This window comes from Luteolibacter sp., from assembly GCF_058122085.1.
On the sequence record NZ_JBIKBQ010000002.1, the window covers coordinates 18,143 to 34,006 of the forward strand.

Annotated in this window: 17 protein-coding genes; 5 read left to right on the forward strand and 12 right to left on the reverse strand. The window is 62.4% G+C overall.

The annotated features are described in order from the left end of the window. Nucleotides 1-46: 46 nt before the first annotated feature. The 7 genes from AC4DF4_RS00510 to scpB form a co-directional block, all read right to left on the reverse strand. A complete protein-coding gene (locus tag AC4DF4_RS00510) occupies nt 47-1,102 on the reverse strand; it encodes a Fic family protein (protein ID WP_490046146.1) in 1,056 nt (351 codons plus the stop codon). 208 nt (nt 1,103-1,310) lie between these two features. Then, a complete protein-coding gene (locus AC4DF4_RS00515; RefSeq protein WP_490046147.1) occupies nt 1,311-1,880 on the reverse strand; it encodes a Uma2 family endonuclease in 570 nt (189 codons plus the stop codon). 264 nt (nt 1,881-2,144) lie between these two features. After that, a complete protein-coding gene (locus AC4DF4_RS00520) occupies nt 2,145-2,945 on the reverse strand; it encodes a hypothetical protein (protein WP_490046148.1) in 801 nt (266 codons plus the stop codon). Nucleotides 2,946-3,076: 131 nt separating this feature from the next. Beyond that, nucleotides 3,077-3,583 (reverse strand): hypothetical protein, encoded by a 507-nt coding sequence (locus tag AC4DF4_RS00525; RefSeq protein WP_490046149.1) that lies wholly within the window; start codon nt 3,581-3,583, stop codon nt 3,077-3,079. A 38-nt stretch (nt 3,584-3,621) separates the two neighbouring features. Next, nucleotides 3,622-4,908 (reverse strand): citrate synthase, encoded by a 1,287-nt coding sequence (locus tag AC4DF4_RS00530; RefSeq protein ID WP_490046150.1) that lies wholly within the window; start codon nt 4,906-4,908, stop codon nt 3,622-3,624. Between the two features lie 67 nt (nt 4,909-4,975). After that, nucleotides 4,976-6,046 carry a prephenate dehydratase gene (gene pheA, locus AC4DF4_RS00535; RefSeq protein WP_490046151.1) on the reverse strand — a complete coding sequence of 357 codons (1,071 nt, stop codon included), beginning with the start codon at nt 6,044-6,046 and terminating at the stop codon, nt 4,976-4,978. Between the two features lie 16 nt (nt 6,047-6,062). Next, nucleotides 6,063-6,788, reverse strand: a complete 726-nt coding sequence (gene scpB / locus AC4DF4_RS00540) for an SMC-Scp complex subunit ScpB (RefSeq protein ID WP_490046152.1) — start codon at nt 6,786-6,788, stop codon at nt 6,063-6,065. Between the two features lie 206 nt (nt 6,789-6,994). Between scpB and AC4DF4_RS00545 the strand changes: the two genes are divergently transcribed. The 4 genes from AC4DF4_RS00545 to AC4DF4_RS00560 all read left to right on the forward strand — a co-directional run bounded on the left by AC4DF4_RS00545 (nt 6,995) and on the right by AC4DF4_RS00560 (nt 8,947). Next, on the forward strand, nt 6,995-8,059 hold the full coding sequence (locus tag AC4DF4_RS00545; protein WP_490046153.1) for a TraR/DksA family transcriptional regulator: 1,065 nt from the start codon (nt 6,995-6,997) through the stop codon (nt 8,057-8,059). Nucleotides 8,060-8,083: 24 nt separating this feature from the next. Next, on the forward strand, nt 8,084-8,257 hold the full coding sequence (gene rpmG / locus AC4DF4_RS00550; protein WP_200350839.1) for a 50S ribosomal protein L33: 174 nt from the start codon (nt 8,084-8,086) through the stop codon (nt 8,255-8,257). Nucleotides 8,258-8,337: 80 nt separating this feature from the next. Then, nucleotides 8,338-8,523 (forward strand): 30S ribosomal protein S18, encoded by a 186-nt coding sequence (gene rpsR, locus AC4DF4_RS00555; RefSeq protein WP_488257020.1) that lies wholly within the window; start codon nt 8,338-8,340, stop codon nt 8,521-8,523. 157 nt (nt 8,524-8,680) lie between these two features. Then, complete coding sequence (locus AC4DF4_RS00560) at nt 8,681-8,947, forward strand: HPr family phosphocarrier protein (protein ID WP_490046154.1); 267 nt, start codon at nt 8,681-8,683, stop codon at nt 8,945-8,947. Nucleotides 8,948-8,956: 9 nt separating this feature from the next. On the opposite strand, the gene gloA2 is transcribed toward AC4DF4_RS00560, so the two are convergent. The 5 genes from gloA2 to AC4DF4_RS00585 form a co-directional block, all read right to left on the reverse strand. Beyond that, nucleotides 8,957-9,343 carry an SMU1112c/YaeR family gloxylase I-like metalloprotein gene (gene gloA2 / locus AC4DF4_RS00565; RefSeq protein ID WP_490046155.1) on the reverse strand — a complete coding sequence of 129 codons (387 nt, stop codon included), beginning with the start codon at nt 9,341-9,343 and terminating at the stop codon, nt 8,957-8,959. A gap of 3 nt (nt 9,344-9,346) precedes the next feature. Continuing rightward, a complete protein-coding gene (locus tag AC4DF4_RS00570; protein ID WP_490046156.1) occupies nt 9,347-11,638 on the reverse strand; it encodes a tetratricopeptide repeat protein in 2,292 nt (763 codons plus the stop codon). Between the two features lie 183 nt (nt 11,639-11,821). Further along, a complete protein-coding gene (locus AC4DF4_RS00575; protein ID WP_490046157.1) occupies nt 11,822-12,028 on the reverse strand; it encodes a hypothetical protein in 207 nt (68 codons plus the stop codon). A gap of 467 nt (nt 12,029-12,495) precedes the next feature. After that, nucleotides 12,496-13,776, reverse strand: a complete 1,281-nt coding sequence (gene dgt, locus AC4DF4_RS00580; RefSeq protein WP_490046158.1) for a dGTP triphosphohydrolase — start codon at nt 13,774-13,776, stop codon at nt 12,496-12,498. A gap of 37 nt (nt 13,777-13,813) precedes the next feature. Continuing rightward, on the reverse strand, nt 13,814-14,116 hold the full coding sequence (locus AC4DF4_RS00585; RefSeq protein ID WP_490046159.1) for a PIN domain-containing protein: 303 nt from the start codon (nt 14,114-14,116) through the stop codon (nt 13,814-13,816). Between the two features lie 68 nt (nt 14,117-14,184). On the opposite strand from AC4DF4_RS00585, the gene AC4DF4_RS00590 reads away from it, so the two are divergent. Beyond that, nucleotides 14,185-15,864, forward strand: coding sequence for a DUF4407 domain-containing protein (locus AC4DF4_RS00590; RefSeq protein ID WP_490046160.1), 1,680 nt, complete (start codon nt 14,185-14,187; stop codon nt 15,862-15,864).

Here is a 15,864-nt window from a genome sequence, read left to right on the forward strand (position 1 = left end):
CAAAAACTGTCCGGGGTGGGAATTTTTTTGAAGGAATCGGCATCCATCATTTCCAGACATAGTGCGCCCCGCGTCCCTTGCCGCGTGCCTCGATGAGGCCGTGGGCGAGGAGTTCGCGGAACTTGCCTTTGAGGGTGTGAGGGTTGGCGGTCAGTTGGGCAGCGGCTTGGGCGAGCGAGAGCGTTTCATGCGATTGAAAAAGCGCGGCCAGTCTGGCAGCCAGAGGCGACAGCAGCGCCCGGCGGGCTTCATCCTCGACGAGGCGTTCCTGGAGGACGCCCGTCTGGCGGTGCAGGCAGCGCAGGAAGAAGTGCAGCCAGGATTCCCAGTCGGGAGTTTCCTGACGCAAGGTGCCCTGGGTGCGGCGCAGGGCGAGATAGTAGGTTTCCTTGCTTGGCTCGATGAGGCTTTCCAGCGAACAGTAAGGCACGTAAGTGTAACCCGCCCTTAGCAGCAGCAGAGTGGTGAGGATGCGCGAGAGTCGTCCATTGCCGTCCTGAAACGGATGGATGGCGAGGAACCAAACGATGAACACACCGATGCGCAGCAGCGGATGCAGCAATTCCTCCGCTTCCACGCGACGGTGCCATGCCAGCAGGGATTCCATTTCGCGAGGAGTGTCGAAGGGGCTGGTGGTGGCGAAAACGGTCCCCAACTCCCGGCCATCGGCATCGAAGGCGGCGACGTGGTTGGGCAGGGTCTTGTAGGCTCCCCGGTGTCGTTCGTCCTTCGAGCTGTGACGCAGCAAATTGCGGTGAAGTTGGAGCAGGACACCCTCCGTGAGCGGCATCTCCGGATGGTGGGCGAAGACCAGCTCCATGACGTAGGCGTAGCCCGCCACCTCTTCCTCATCCCGGTTGCGAAACGACTGGGTTTCCAGCCGTCCGAGCAGATCTGCGACTTCGGCGTCGCTGAGTTTCGATCCCTCAATCCGGGTCGAGGAACCCACGCTCTCGATGGTGGCCACCCGCCGCAGTCCGGAAAGGCGTTCGGGACTCAAGCCTTGAATGGCGCTCCACTGGCCGCGGTAGCGATCCACCTCGCTGATGAGCCGCAGCATTTCGCCGGTAATTGGTAAACTGGTGGGAAGTGCGTTGTCCATGACGGGGATGGTATCCGTTTTTAGGTCCGATTGCATCTGATTTCATCCGATTCCATCTGATTTAGTCCGATTTCATCCGTTCTCATCTGATTCTCCACACTCCACAAACCCCTCCCTCACCCACGAGGGCGGAAAAATCCCCTGTGCAATTCCGTTGATTGGCACCAAGAGGGATGGGGAAATTCGGATGCCGCCAAGGTTTATGGAGTCACGCAAACTCCACCTGCTCGTAAAGCTCGGCAAGTGGCAGGCTGGCATCGATTTCCGGCAGCGGGATGACGGCGTCGAGTCCCGAGTGAGCCTCCACCGCGAAACCGCCTTCGGATTTCTCGGACTTGCGGCGGTGGACGATGACGGCGGGAGTTTCGGACTCGACAAAGATCAGCACCTTGAGCGAGGGGATTGTTAGATAAGCGTCACGTTTTTCGCCGAGATCGGCACGACGGGTGGAATCGCTGAGGACCTCGATGATCACCACGGGCCGGTCTTGGAAATGATCGGTGGAAGGATTCGAGTGGCAGACCACCAGGGCGTCCGGGTAGTAGAAGCGAGTGTGGTCGGGATACTCGATGCGGACCTTGGTGTCGCTGTTGAAAGGGCGGCAGGATTTTCCGCGGAACTGGGTGCCGAGCGAAAGCAGGGCGTTTACCGCAATCGCATTGTGCTGGTTGCTGGCACCCGCCATGGCGTGGATGGTGCCGCCGAGATATTCGTGCTTCACGTCACTGAGCTCCTCACCCGCGAGATACTCGGCGATGGTGAGGGCATCCGCAGTCATGGGACATGCTTAGCAGCTGCCAACGGCTCTGGCAACCCACCAGCGATACCGAAGCGTTCCCGCGACCGCGGTTGCAGCGGGTGCCGATTTGATTGCCGGTGGCAAACACGGCTGCGGAGGCCGGGTGGAAATTTGACGATGGAATGAGCGGGTGATCGGAATTTGCTCCCAAGCTTGCCCGTGATCGAAGCTCTTGCTTGCTATCGCTCATCAAATGGCTATTTGTGCCAGTTGGGTTTGACCACGGGGCGGAGAAGAGGAGCATTAGAGAGTGGCTAGAAGGGTGAGTTCCAGTTTTCCCAAGTCGTCACGAATGGCGGAGATGAGCTGGGAGCCGGTCAGTTTCCGGGAGGCAGTCAGGCTTTCGGCGAGGCCGGCACGGGACAGGGCAGGCATGGCGGTATCGAGCGCCTGACGGAGCTGGATGGACTGGACCTGCTCCGGCGCATCGTCGAGACCGGATTGGCCGAGCACATCGATGAAGGTGGTGATGGCGGAAAAGACTGGCATCCAATCAACCCAGCGCGGGAAGCCGGAGGGCTGCGACCAGGTGATGAGAAAGTCCCAGTCACCGGGCTTGATCCAGAAGATCTTTTCGCGGCCGTCCCGGCGTGAGCGGATGTGGCCGGAGTCCTCCATTTCGTTGAGCGTGTATTGGACGGATTTGGAGAAGTAGCCGATGTCGCGGGCGATGGCGGCAGGGTGGCCGGATTCGTGAGTCAGCAGCCAGGCCATGATCTCGGCGCGCGCATTCACCCCGAAGAGTGCGCGAAGGCAGCACAACAGGTTGGCCGCCCGGGACGGGTCCGGCGGTTGGCTCATGCCTCGCAGCTCGATCGGATCGCGCAGCAGGCCGTAGGGGAGGAAATCCGGGTCGGGTTCGTGAAGAACTGGCAGCGCGCTGCCATCAGCGTGGATGAAGAGCGGCTCGGGTCTGACCTCGGCAGGGATGGGGCCGGAGATCAGGGTCCATTTTCTCATCGCCGATTGCTTGGAGAGAATGGCGCTGATCGCAGTCATGACACGCAGATCCGCCACCGGCCACTCGTCAGCCTTTGCCTTCATGCCTTCAGACGTTCCTGCCGCATGTCATCACTCACCGGTCGGGGGAGCGAAACCATGCGCTGGCGTTTGGAGTGTGGAGGAAAGAAAGGAATGTGGCCAGGCATCCGGGCTGGGGGACGGGTTGGAAATTTTCACTTCGCGCGTCGTGCGACGACGACGACGCTCGCTTGAGGTGCTGCGCTGGCTTTGGCGGCCTCGTTCCGCTGCGCGATTTTGGCGAGGGCTTCGGCTTCGATGCGTTGCAGTTCTTTTTGCGTCGCGGCCTCCTTGGCGTTTTCCGCGTTGTTGTTGTTGTCGCCGCTGTTGCCGGGAGGTGTCTGGTCGCCGTTGCCCCAGCCGCTGTTGCCCGGCGCGTCCTGATCGCCGTTGCCCCAGCCGTTGTTGTCGTGATCGAAATCAACGCGGGTGCACTTCTGTGAATTTCCGGGGGTGGGATCCTTGACGGGGACGGGCGTGGTCCCGGCGTGGGACGGCGTCGCGCAGAGGGCGATGGAGGCGCTTTGCTTGCGGTTCGCACATGGTGGGGCGAGTCGGCGGTTGGGCCGAAGTCGCGGGCGTGGTTGGCCCGTCCGGACTTGTCGGCGTTTCATGCCGTCGCCGAAAGCGGTGACGAGGGCTGAGGGCGCGATGGTTCGCACCGGTGGATTGAAGACAGGCAGGAATGCCCGGGGCACGGTCAGGCGCGCTCGGCGAGCGGCTTGTAGGTGCGGAGGGTCGCTCCGGTGTAAATCTGGCGCGGGCGCGAGATGCGGCTGTCCGGATCGTCCATGACTTCCTTGAAATTGGCGACCCAGCCGGGCATCCGGCCGATGGCGAAGAGCACGGTGAACATGTCCATCGGGACGCCGATGGCGCGCATGATGATGCCGCTGTAGAAATCGACGTTCGGGTAGAGCTTGCGGGAGACGAAGTATTCGTCGTGCAGGGCGATTTCCTCGAGTTTTTTGGCGATGTCGAGCAGCGGATCGGAGACGTGAAGCTGGGCGAGCACCTTGTCGCACTGCTCCTTGATGATGACGGCGCGAGGGTCGAAATTCTTGTAAACGCGGTGGCCGAAGCCCATCAGGCGGCGGTTGCCGGTCTTGTTTTTGACCTCGTTGAGGAACTTGGTGCCGTCGTCGCCTTCCTTATGGATTTCCTCGAGCATTTCGAGGACGGCTTGGTTGGCGCCGCCGTGGAGCGGACCCCAGAGGGCGCAGACGCCGGCGGAGGCGGAGGCGAAAAGGTTGGCGCGGCTGGAGGCGACCATCCGCACGGTGGAGGTGGAGCAGTTCTGCTCGTGGTCGGCATGAAGCAGGAAAATCAGGTCGAGCGCCTTGACGATTTCCGGCTTCAATTCGCAGTCCTCACCCGGATACGAGAACATCATGTGAAGGAAGTTCTCGGTGTATGTGAGGGTGGTTTTCGGATAGATGGATGGCAGTCCGTGGGCTTTGCGGTAGGAGAAGGCGGCGATGGTGCGGACTTGGGAGATCAGGCGCGCGGCGTGGTAGGGGAAGCGCTCTTCCCGCGCGTGGATCAGGTTCGGATGATAGGAGGACGCCGCGTTGATCATCGAGGAAAGGATCGCCATCGGGTGGGCGGTGGGCGGGAATCCTTCGAAATGGTGGCGCATGCCCTCGTGGAGCATCTCGTTGTCCGTGAGCAGGCCGGAAAACTCGCCGAGTTGGGAAGGGGTGGGGAGCTCGCCGTAGATCAGGAGGTAGGCGGTCTCGATGAAGGTGCTTTTCTGCGCGAGTTCGGCGATGTCGTAGCCGCGGTATTGGAGGATGCCCTTTTCGCCGTCGATGAAGGTGATCGCGCTCTTGCAGGCGCCGGTGTTGCCGTAGCCGGGATCGAGCGTGATCGCGCCGGTCTTGCTGCGAAGGGTGCCGATGTCGATTCCGACTTCCCCTTCAGTTCCTACAACTGTCGGCAGCGTGAGAGGCTTGCCATCGATGATCAATTCCACTGTTCCGTTCATGCGGCGGGATGCTACTCAGCTTTGTTTCGAGAAGGCTAGCCTGCAATGCATCGAATTTTCAGCAAATTCATTCCCCCGCGTCCGGGTAGGAGCCGAGGAGTTTGACGAGCGAGCAGTGCTTGCCGAGTTCTTCGAGGGCTTCGGCGACTTTCGCGTCGTCGCAGTGGCCGGCGAGATCGACGTAGAAGATGTATTCCCAGTCCTTGCGCTTGGACGGGCGGGACTCGATTTTCGACAGGTTGATGTGGAACTGGTCGAAGGCCTGGAGCGCTTTGACCAGGGAGCCGGGGCGGTCGTGGATGGCGAACAGGATGGAGGTGCGGTCGTTGCCGGTGGGCGGGCAGGGCTTCTCGCCGATGACGAGGAAGCGGGTGGTGTTGGTGGCGCGGTCCTGGATGGATTCCTCCAGCAGCGTGAGCCCGTACATTTCCGCGGCGAGCGGGCCGCCGAGCGCGGCGGCTCCGTGGGCGGCCTGGTCGCGGGCGATCTGCGCGGCCTTGGTGGTGGAGGAAACCTCGACGAGATCCGCCTCCGGGAAATTTCTCAGAATCCACGCGCGGCACTGGCCGAACACCTGCGGGTGCGAATAGAGCGTCTTGATTTCCGAGCGCGGGATCGCCGCCATCAGGCCGTTTTCGATCCGCAGCAGGATCTGCGCGCAAATGTGCAGCGGCGAGTCCACGAACAGGTCGAGCGTGTGCGAGACCGCGCCTTCGGTGGAGTTCTCGATCGGCACCACGCCGTAGTTCGCGGCGCGGCGGGCGACCTGGTCGAAGACGTCGGAGAAGTTCGGCTGCGCGGAGTAATTCACCGAGTGGCCGAACTTTTTGATCGCGGCCTGGTGTGTCCAAGTTCCCTCCGGGCCGAGGTAGGCGATGGTCAGGTCGTCCTCCAGCGCGAGCGCGGCGGACATGATTTCCCGGTAAATGGCCCGGATCGATTTCTCCGGCAGGCGGCCTTGGTTCATCTCGATGAGCCTGCGGAGCAGCGCTTCCTCGCGCTCGGGGGCGTAAATTTGCAGGTTGTCGCGCTTTTTCACCAAGCCCACTTCGTGGACGAGATCGGCGCGGCGGGAGAGCAGGTCGAGCAGGTCGTGATCGATGGTGTCGATCTGGCTGCGGATGTCGTCGAGATTCACGGGAGAAATGGGGAAGTTAGGAGTCGGTGGAGGATTCGTCGCCCGCGGCGGCGGCGGGGATGCCGACCGCGCCGAGGGCGAGTTGCTGCTCGGGATCGGCGGCGGGTGCGGGCGCTTGTGCGGGCTCGGGCAGCTTCACCTTGCGGAGTTCCGTGGCGTTGGGAAGGTCGTCGATGGAGCGGATGCCGAAATGTTCGAAGAAGAGGTCCGTGGTTTCGTAAAGCAGCGGGCGGCCCGGCAGTTCCGCGCGGCCGCCGATGCGGATCAGGTCGCGGTCGAGGAGTTTCTGGATCATCCCGTCGCAAGCGACGCCGCGGACCGCCTCGATGGCGGCCTTGGTGATGGGCTGGCGGTAGGCGATGATGGCGAGGGTTTCCATCGCCGGGCCGCTCATCCGCTCGGGTTTGCGGCCCGGGAAAAGCTGGCGGACGAACTCGCCGTATTCAATGCGGGTGAAGACTTTCCAGCCTTTCGGGCGCTCGATGACGGTGAAGGCGCGCTGGCTCTCCTGATAGGCGTGGTTCAACTCCGCGATGGCAGCCGTGACTTTTTCCGCGGATGTCGCGGCGAGGGCGATCAACCAGTCCGGCAGGGCGGGGGCTTCCTGTCCCTCCTCGGTCTCGCGGATTTTCACGTCCTCCGCCTCGGCGACGCGGGCGCGCACCAACCGGGCGATCTCCTCGGATGGCAGGGGATTTTGGGAGGCGATTAAAAGGGCTTCGACGATGGCGCTGAGCTGCATGGCGGGGCCGCACCTTAATGACCCGCTCAGGCATTTCAAGCCTCCTGCCTAAATCCTGACGAATCACTTATTTTGGCAGGGCGTGAAGTTTCCGCTTGCTGGAGTGTGGATCACGGGCTAACCCACCGCGCTCGTCACGTCGCCGAAATTGCATTTCGGGTAGAGCGGCGAAATTTCTCCATCACCCGCATCCTCATCTCTGCGCCATGGCCGCGAAGAAAACCACCTCAAAACCTGCGCCCCAAAAGGGGAAAGCGAAGCCCGTCGTCAAGTCCTCGAAGCCTGTTGTCAAAGCGGCCAAGAAACCTGCGCCAGCGGCGAAGAAGCCCGTTGCCAAAGTGGTGAAAAAGCCCGCGGCAGTGGCGAAGAAGCCCGTTGCCAAAGCGGTGAAAAAGCCCGTGCCGATCGCGAAGAAGCCCGCTCCGGTGGCCAAAAAGCCCGATCCTAAAGCCGTGAAAAGGCCGGCTCCTGCCAAAAAGCCGGCTCCGGCTCCGAAAGCCGCGCCTCTGAAAAAAGCTGCGCCTCTGAAAAAGGCCGCCGCCGAGAAGCCCGTCAAAAAAGTTTCCCCGCCAGCCAAGGAGGTCGCCAAGCCGGCTGCGAAGGAAGTGAAAGCTCCGAAAGCCGTGGCGGTGGAAGCGGTCAAGCCGGCCGCACCCGCGAAAAAGGTGCCTGCCACCAAGCCCCGCTCCTCCGTCGTTGATTTCCCCGCGCCTCCCGCGCCGGTCAGGCCGCCCTTCGTTCCGCCCAAGGCCGCGCCGACGCATTCGGACGGTCCGGTCACTCCCGGCAGCAACGGCACCCACAGCGGCACCTTCGTCCAGAAACAACGCCAGCGCCTCCTCGACCTCCGCGACGACCTCGTGGACGCCGTTTCCGGCATGGCCCGCGACACCATCCGCAACGCGCCGGAAGGCTCCGAGGCATCCGGCAGCGGCCAGCACCAGGGCGACGCCGGCAGCGATGCCTACGACCGCGACTTCGCCCTCTCCGTCCTCGCGAAGGAGCAGGACGCGCTTTATGAAATCGAGCAGGCGCTCTATCGGATCAAGCAGGGCTCCTACGGCATTTGTGAAATGTCCGCCCGCAAGATTCCCCAAGCCCGTCTCGAAGCCATCCCGTTTGCCCGACTCACGGTCGAATGCCAGGGCCAATGGGAGAAGGAATACGGCAACCGCCGCTTCCGTCCGTCCAATGAAGTGGGCTTCAGCGGAGGCAAATACGCCGAAGATGAAGATTCTGAAACAGTTTCTCTTGACGAAGACGACGATTAAAGCAAAGTCCGCGCCCCACAAGTCATGCCACGCGAGATTATCATCCTAGAATGCACCGAAGCGAAAGCCGAGGGCAAGCCGACCTCACGTTACGTCACCACGCGTAACAAAAAGAGCCTCCGTACGCCAGGTCGCCTCGAGAAAGTGAAATTCAATCACTTCCTCAAGCGCCGCACCCTTCACCGCGAACTCCGCTAACCGCGCACTCCGCCCCATTTCCCATGTCCGAGCCAAAAACAATTCAGCGCCGTATCAACTTCCGTAAGGCGAACCGTCGGATGACGCGTCGCCGTCACGACATTCCGGCCGACCAGGTCGTCGCCACCAACCCGGAGCTTCTCACCAAGTTCACGACCGAAACCGGAAAGATCCTTCCGCGCCGCGTCACCGGAGTTTCCGCGAAACTGCACCGCAAGATAAACAACGCGATCAAGCAATCCCGCGCGATCAACCTGCTTCCCTGATCGGTCGCGAAGATTCGTTTTTCAAAAGAGCCAGCCCGTGAAAACCGGGCTGGCTCTTTGTTTTTCCGGCGTTTGGAGGGTGGGAATTGTTCCGCAACTTTTGCCTTGGAGCTGTCCGTTTCCCTTTCTACATTCCGCCCGGCGCAAGCCTTTTCCCATGGCCCAAAAAGACTACACCATTCTCAACAAGCTCGGCATCCACGCCCGCCCCGCCGCGCAATTCGTCAAAACGGCCAACCGCTTCCAGTCCGACATCTTCGTTGAAAAGGATGGCGAGGAGGTCGATGGCAAGAGCATCATGGGCCTCATGATGCTGGCCGCCGGCAACGGTTCGGTCATCTCCATCAGCGCGGACGGCACCGATGCCGACGCCGCGCTCGAAGCACTCGGCGACCTCATCAGCCGCAAGTTCGAGGAGGAGTAAGCGTCCGCTTCATTCTTCGTAAAGCTCGATCGGCAAACCGTCCGGGTCGGCGAAAAACGTGAAGCGTTTGCCGGTCAGGGGATCGGTCCGGATTTCCTCCACGCCCACGCCTTTTTCTATCAGTCCTGCCGCCTGGTGGTCCAGATCGCTAACCTTGAACGCGAGATGCCGCAGCCCGCAGGCTTCGGGATAGGAAAGCCGGACGGGTGCCGCCGGAAATGAGAACAACTCGATTTGTGCCCCGCCGGGGATTTCCAAATCGAGTTTGTAGGACTCCCGCTCTTCCCGGTAGATTTCCGAGATGATTCGCAAGCCCAGTAACTCTGTGTAAAACCGCTTCGACTCCGGATAGTCGGAGCAAATCACGGCGACGTGGTGTAAACCGGAAAGGGGCATGATTTAGCGGGAAAGGGTCCGGATGAGCTGCATGGCCTCGGGAAAATCCGGGCGGAGCTGGAGGGCGCGGGTGGCGGCGGCGAGGGCCTCGTCCCGCTGGCCGAGGCGGGCGTGGATGGTGGCGCGGGCGTAGGGAACCGCCGAATCGTTAGGATCGGCGGCCTCGCCCTGGAGCAGCGCGGCGATGGCTTCCTGCGGCTGGCCCATGCCGTTGCGGGCGAGGCCGAGGTTGTACCAGGCGCGGGCGTAGCCGGGATCGAGCTTCACGGTTTTTTCCAACTCGGCGATGGTCTCCGCCGTCGTGCCGTTTTCGCTCAGCGCAAGGGCGAGCTTGTAATGGTATTCCGGATTTTCCGGATCGAGGCGGATGGCTTCCCTCAGCGCCTTGACCGCGCCGGCGGAGTCGCCGGTGGTGCTTAGCAGGATGGCGAGATCGTGATGGAAGGGCGGTGAATTCGGATCCCATTCGATGGCCTTGCGCATCTGGCGGATGGCGCTGGCGTTGTCGCCGCGCAGCATGGCGAACTGGCTGAGCTGCATCCGGCCGGTGGGTTGGTCGGCGTTGATGTCGAGCATGTGGACGAGCTCGCGGCCGGCGCGCGAGGCGAGGTCGAGCGTGTCGCACAGCGCCCACGCGGCGGCGACGCGGACGGAGCGGACCGGGTCTTCTAACAGCGGCTGGACGGCGCCGCGGACGCTGGTGTTGTTAGCACGCGCCTGCTGACCGAGCGTGCGGACGGCGGCCTCGCGGACGAGCGGGCTCGTGTGGGCGAGCTGGCCGAGCAGCGCCTGGGTGACGGCGGGGTCCATCACCCAGCGTTCCAACAGATGGCAGGCGGTGGCTTGCCACGCGGGGATTTCCTCGGTGGCGAGCATCTTGATGAGCTGCCCGCGGGCGGCGGGATCCCCGCGGCGGGCGTTGGCCACGGTGAGCGCGCGGGTGCGCGAGGGGCGGTCGGGCTTGTCGCCGTAGAATTTCCTGCTAGCCGCGATCGCCCAGTCGGCGTCCTTGTCGGTGTGGCATTTGTTGCAGGCGTTAGGGACGCCGAACTCCTTGGTGAGCTTGGGATCCGGGATGCTGAAGCTGTGGTCATGGCGCGGGTGGCGCTGCATGTAGGTGGTGACCGGCATGTGGCAGGAGACGCACTGGTTGCCGGTGCTGTCCGCGCCGTGGTGGCTGTGGGCGGTGGGATCGATGACGGGGGCGGTGGGGTAGTCCGCCCGCGGCGCGGTGTGGCAGTTCATGCAGAGCTGGTTGCCCTTGACGATGTTCTTGTTGGAGTGGGGGTCGTGGCAATCGACGCAACGCACCCCGGCGTGGTGCATGCGGCTGGATAGAAACGAGGCGAACTCGTAGTTCTCGTCCCGCACCTGGCCGTCGGGGTGATAGATGTCGGTCTCGTCGGTGACGGTGAGGCTGAAGTGGTCGTAAAACGACTCGCCGGGGATGAGGTCGCCGGTGAGTTCCGCGCGGCGGGCATGGCAGGCGGCGCAGGTTTCCATGACCTGGTCGCGGCTGAACTTGGAAATGGTGGGGTCCTTTTTGGCGTCGAGCGGCGGCTTTTCCTGCCACTCGACGTGGTCTTTCATAGGGCCGTGGCAGGATTCGCAGCCCACGCTCATCTCGGCCATGGTGGTGTGATAGCTGTTGGTCTGGGGTTCGTAGTTTTTCCGCAGGCGGGTGTTGTGGCAGGCGGCGCACATTGCGTTCCAGTTCATGCCCTGGCCGGTCCAGTGGCCCCAGTCGCCGGGGGCGCGCTCGTCCTCATCGCCGAAAACGTCGAACCATTCGTTCTTGGCCGGGTCGAGGGTGACGTCGCAAGTCTGCATCCGGCCGCCGGGCGCGGGGATGAGGAACTGGCGCAGCGGATTGTTGCCGATGACGCGGACGACCGGGTAGGCGTGGCGTTGTTTGTCGAGGCCCTGCGTCAGGATTTTCGCCAGGCCGTCGGCATCGACGAAGGCTTCCGAAGTGTCCTTGCCATGGACGAGGGTTTGTTTCGGCTCGAAGGCCTTGTAGTCCTCGTCCTTGGTGACGAGGCGCTCGGCGCGGCCGTGGTTGGAGCCGTGCCATTTTTCAAACGCGGCGGCGTGGCACTTTTTGCAGGATTCGGAACCGGCGTATTTGGCGTGGACTTCGTCCTCGGGTGCGAGGACGGGTGCGTCGGGGGCGATCATCGCCACCGGCTGTTCCTGCGGGGTGGCGGGGTTGAAATGGCGGACGACGAGGAATGCGGCAGCGGCGGCGACGACTGCTAGAGCAACGAGTGCGAGTGGCTTTTTCCGGATGCGCATGAGTGGCTGAGATAAGGAGCGCGGACACTCCTGTTCGCGAGGCCAATGTGAAGGGAAACGAGAGTCTGAAAAGGCTGATCTTTCACATTTCATCGGCAAGCGGACCGCACCCTCCATCCCGGGGAGCTGATGTTTTGGATCAAGTTGTTTCCGGAGGGATCCCGAGGGACGCGGTGCCCGGGTTCATGGCGTTTTCCGAGCCTTGTTGACGATTCTGTTCCACCGCTCCCGCAGGTCCGCCGTGGTTGTCCCGGTAGCGGGAAGCATGGGGATCCGTTGGAGGATGGTGTCTTCGTCGAGCAAGTGGTTGCGGACCATTTCAATGAGGAAATCGAGATCCTTTTCCCGTCCGGCTACCAGTTTTGAAACGGCGAGTTCATGCCGTTGCATGGCTTCGTTTGATGGCCCAGATTTCTTGCGGTGAGAGGATGCCGGCGAAGGGGCTGCTCTGGCGCAGCCGGATCGCCCGCTCGTCGCCAGCTATCAGCAAGGCGGCGATTTCGGCGGGCGGGCGGGTATCAAGAATGCCCAGCCATTCACTTGGCGGCGGTTTTTGGCGGGTGGGCTTCTGCCCGTCAGGAGTATTCGAGAACCGGAGTCCGGCCGTCGTCCAAATGGACTTCGGGTGCCTGCCACGCCGGGCGTTGGTCGAAGCCTTCAGGGGCAGGATTAGGTCACTTCAAAAATCAGCAATGATTCTTCGAGAGACTGAGTCGCGCAGGATCTTTGGCATGGTGAAGACGAATTGGCGGTGCGGGACTTCGTGGCAGACGGCGGTTGCGATCCAATCGGCGGTCTGGCGGAAGCGGCGCTGGTGGCAGGCGGAGCAGAGGTGGCGGCCTTTGGAGGTGAAGACCTCACCCGACCAGATCCCCGATCGATCCGAAGTCCGGCGAGAACAGGCGCTTGTAGGTTCTCGCGGCGTAGCCGTCGGTCATGCCTGAGAGGAAATCGCAGACGAGTCGCGCGCGCGTCGCCTCGTCCGGGGCTGCGGCGATTTCCGCAGCGGTGTCTGCGGGGAGGAGTTGGAAATCCTGGCCGTCGATTCTCTGTTGGGAAATGTAGCGCTCGCCGAGAACTTCCCACAGCTGGCGCAGCATCCGGCTGCCCTTGTGCTCCAGCTGCTTGAGTTGCGGCGAAAGGAAAACAACCTCGAACGCGAGGCGCTTGAACATCCTGGACTCGGCCTCCACCGACTCGTCGATGGCCAGCCGGAAGCGGTAGCGGTTGGTCGAGGCGCTGAGGAAATTGACGTCCGTTTCCAAGCGGGTGGACTGAATGTATTTCCCGATGCGCTTGCCGACGAATGGATCGACGCGCTTGCGGCGGATCGCCCGCATCAGGTCGCCGAGCGGCGTGTCTTCGCCGGCGGGCTCGTTGTGCTTTTCCGCCCAGCCTTCGATTTTCTCGATGTTGAGAAATCCAGCGCGCACGCTGTCGGATAGGTCGTTGAGCGAGTAGGCGGTGTCGTCCGCCCAATCCATTACCTGGCACTCGATGGACTTGAACTTGTCGCGCGTCTTGCCGGGCGTGAGTTCCTGAGGGAAGTCGTTTCCACCCATCGCCCAGTCGAGGTGGGCGTGCTGGTTGTCGTAAATGAAGTGGTGCTCCGGTTGGTTCCCGAGTTCGGCCCACAGCGATTTGTATTTCAGCACGCCGTCGAGAAACGCCCGCGTGGGGTCCATGCCGGCGCGCTTGGCGGAGAAAATCCGCTCGGTGAGCAAGCGCAGGGTCTGCGCGTTGCCCTCGAAGCCGCCGTGGCCGCGCATCAGGTGGTTCAAGGTCCGCTCACCCGCATGGCCGAAGGGCGGATGCCCGAGATCGTGTGAAAGGCAGATCGCCTCCACCAGATCCGGATCGATGAAGAAGTCGTCCCCGAGCGGGCCGTCCGGCTGGCTTTTCAACCAGTAGGAAATCGACTTGCCGATCTGCGCGACTTCGAGCGAGTGCGTCAGCCGGGTCCGGTAGAAATCATACTCACCGCTCCAGAAAACCTGCGTTTTGTTCTGCAAGCGGCGGAAGGTGGGCGTGTGCAGCACGCGGTCGCGGTCGATCTGGAAAGGGGTCCGATAGTCAGACCCGTCGCAAGCACCCGAGCGCCGCTCCGTGTCAAAAGCTCCATAAAAGCGGTTCAACATTTGCCGGAGACTAGATGCCCCGGCCCATCCGGCAACCTCAACCTTCGAGCCGCAGGCCGAACGGCGCCAGCCGCTGGAAATCCTCCGTATTGAATGTGGCCAGCGGCGCGCCGGAAACGATCGCGGCGGCCCGCCAGGTGAAGTCGGTGATTTGCCGATCCAACACCGCGAACGCAGCGTCTTTTTGCGCCTTTGACAGCGGTCCGTTGCAAAATTCCGACCACGCGACCGCGCTGGTTGCCACGGATTTCCCCGCTTTCAGCCATGCGGAAATTTTCAAGCCGCCGGGCGACCCGACGATCACCCGATCCACCAGGAAATTGGTATTCAGGTGAATCATGATTCCAAAAGAAAATTGAAATGTCCCGCAAAACCCGCAAGTAGTATCCGCTTAGCTCTCCAAAATCCATGCACTCCATCAAACGCGCGTTCTTCTGGCTCTCCGGCGCCGGCACCGAAACTCTCGAACAATGCCCGGCATGGGAGCAGCGAAAATACGTCGCCTTCGGAGCCACCGTGCTGGTGCCTTGCGCGTTCGCCTTCATCGCGTGCGCCTACACGCTCTCGACGCTCACCGACAACGCCCGCGTCATTTATCCGGTCGCGGCGGTGTGGGCTTTCATCATCCTCACCATCGACCGCGCGCTGCTCGCCGGCTACCGGGCTTATGCGTCGGGTTTCCGCAAGCTCTCGCAATTTTCCCTGCGCCTCGTCGTCGCCATTTTGATGGGGATTACCATCGCCCACCCGCTGGTGCTGCTGTTATTTCGCGACACGGTATCCTCAGTGATCGAAAAAGACCGCGCGGCGGAAATCGAAGTCGTCCGCGCGGGTTTCCAGGCGGAGAAGGAAAAAGTCCGCAGCCAGGTCACCATCTTGGAAACCGCGCTCGCCGAGCAGCGCGCCAAGTGGAACGAATCCTACCAGGCGCGCTTCATCCTTCAGGAAAACGAGGACGCCAAGTCCGCCATTCCCGGCCTCACCGCAGAGCAGCAGACCGAGCTGAAGGCCGCCATCGACGAGGGCACTGCGCCGTTCCGCGAGCGCCTGGCGGTGATCGAAAAACAATCCGCCGAGTTCTCGCCGCAATATGCCAAGCTCCAGACCGAGCTCGGTTTCTGGCAGGCCGAGTTCGAGAGCGAGCTCAACGGCCAGCGCTCCGGCATGCGCGGCGAAGGCCCGCGCGCCCGCTCGATCCGCTCCGCCCAACTCGAACCGCGCCGCGAGGAATCCAAGCGCCTCGGCGGCCTGCTCGAACACCTCACCGCCGAGAAATCCACCCTCCAGACCCAGTCGCGCCAAGCGGAAGGGGCCGCCATCCAGCTCTTCGAAACCAAGCTCGCGGAAATCGCCGCCGCGAACAAAACCGAAGCCGAGCGCGTCGCCGGACTCAAACAGAAAGTCGAAAACGACCAGGCCGACCAATTCGTCACTCAACAGAATTCACTCCGCGGCACCATCAAGCAGCAGATCGACACCCGTCTCGCCGAGCTCAACCGCGTGCATGGCGAGCTCGCCGCCGTGGCCACAGAGGAGGCTAACCGCCTCGCCGCGCTGCGCGCCGAACCCCGCCGCGACATCCTCACCCAGACGCTCGCACTCCACGCGCTTTTCAAGGCCGGCAACGAAGGCGGGCAGTTCGCGTTCTATACTTACATCGTCCTGACATTGCTCTTCATGCTGGTGGACACCATCCCGCTGATCGTGAAATTTTTCACCAAGGCCGGTCCCTACGATTCGCTGGTGGACCGCGATGAAATCACCTTCGACACCGAGCACCGCGCCTTCCGCCAGAGCCGCACGCGCTACATGGACCAACTATCCAGCGGCAATCTCATCGCCGTCACCCGGAATTCCCGCCTGGAAAACGCGCTCGTCGACGGCGTCGAGCACACCCGCGCCGCCCGCGAGTTTCTCGACTCCCTCGTCGAGATGGAAAAATCCTTCGCCGAGAAAATGAGGCTTGAGGAGCAATCCATCGGTCTTGCGGAGAGCGACAAGCTCGCCGCCTTCGAAGCGATCAAGAAGCGCTTCTACGACGATCTCCACCACCGGATGGAAATCTTCTTCACCACGCGGCACGCGTGA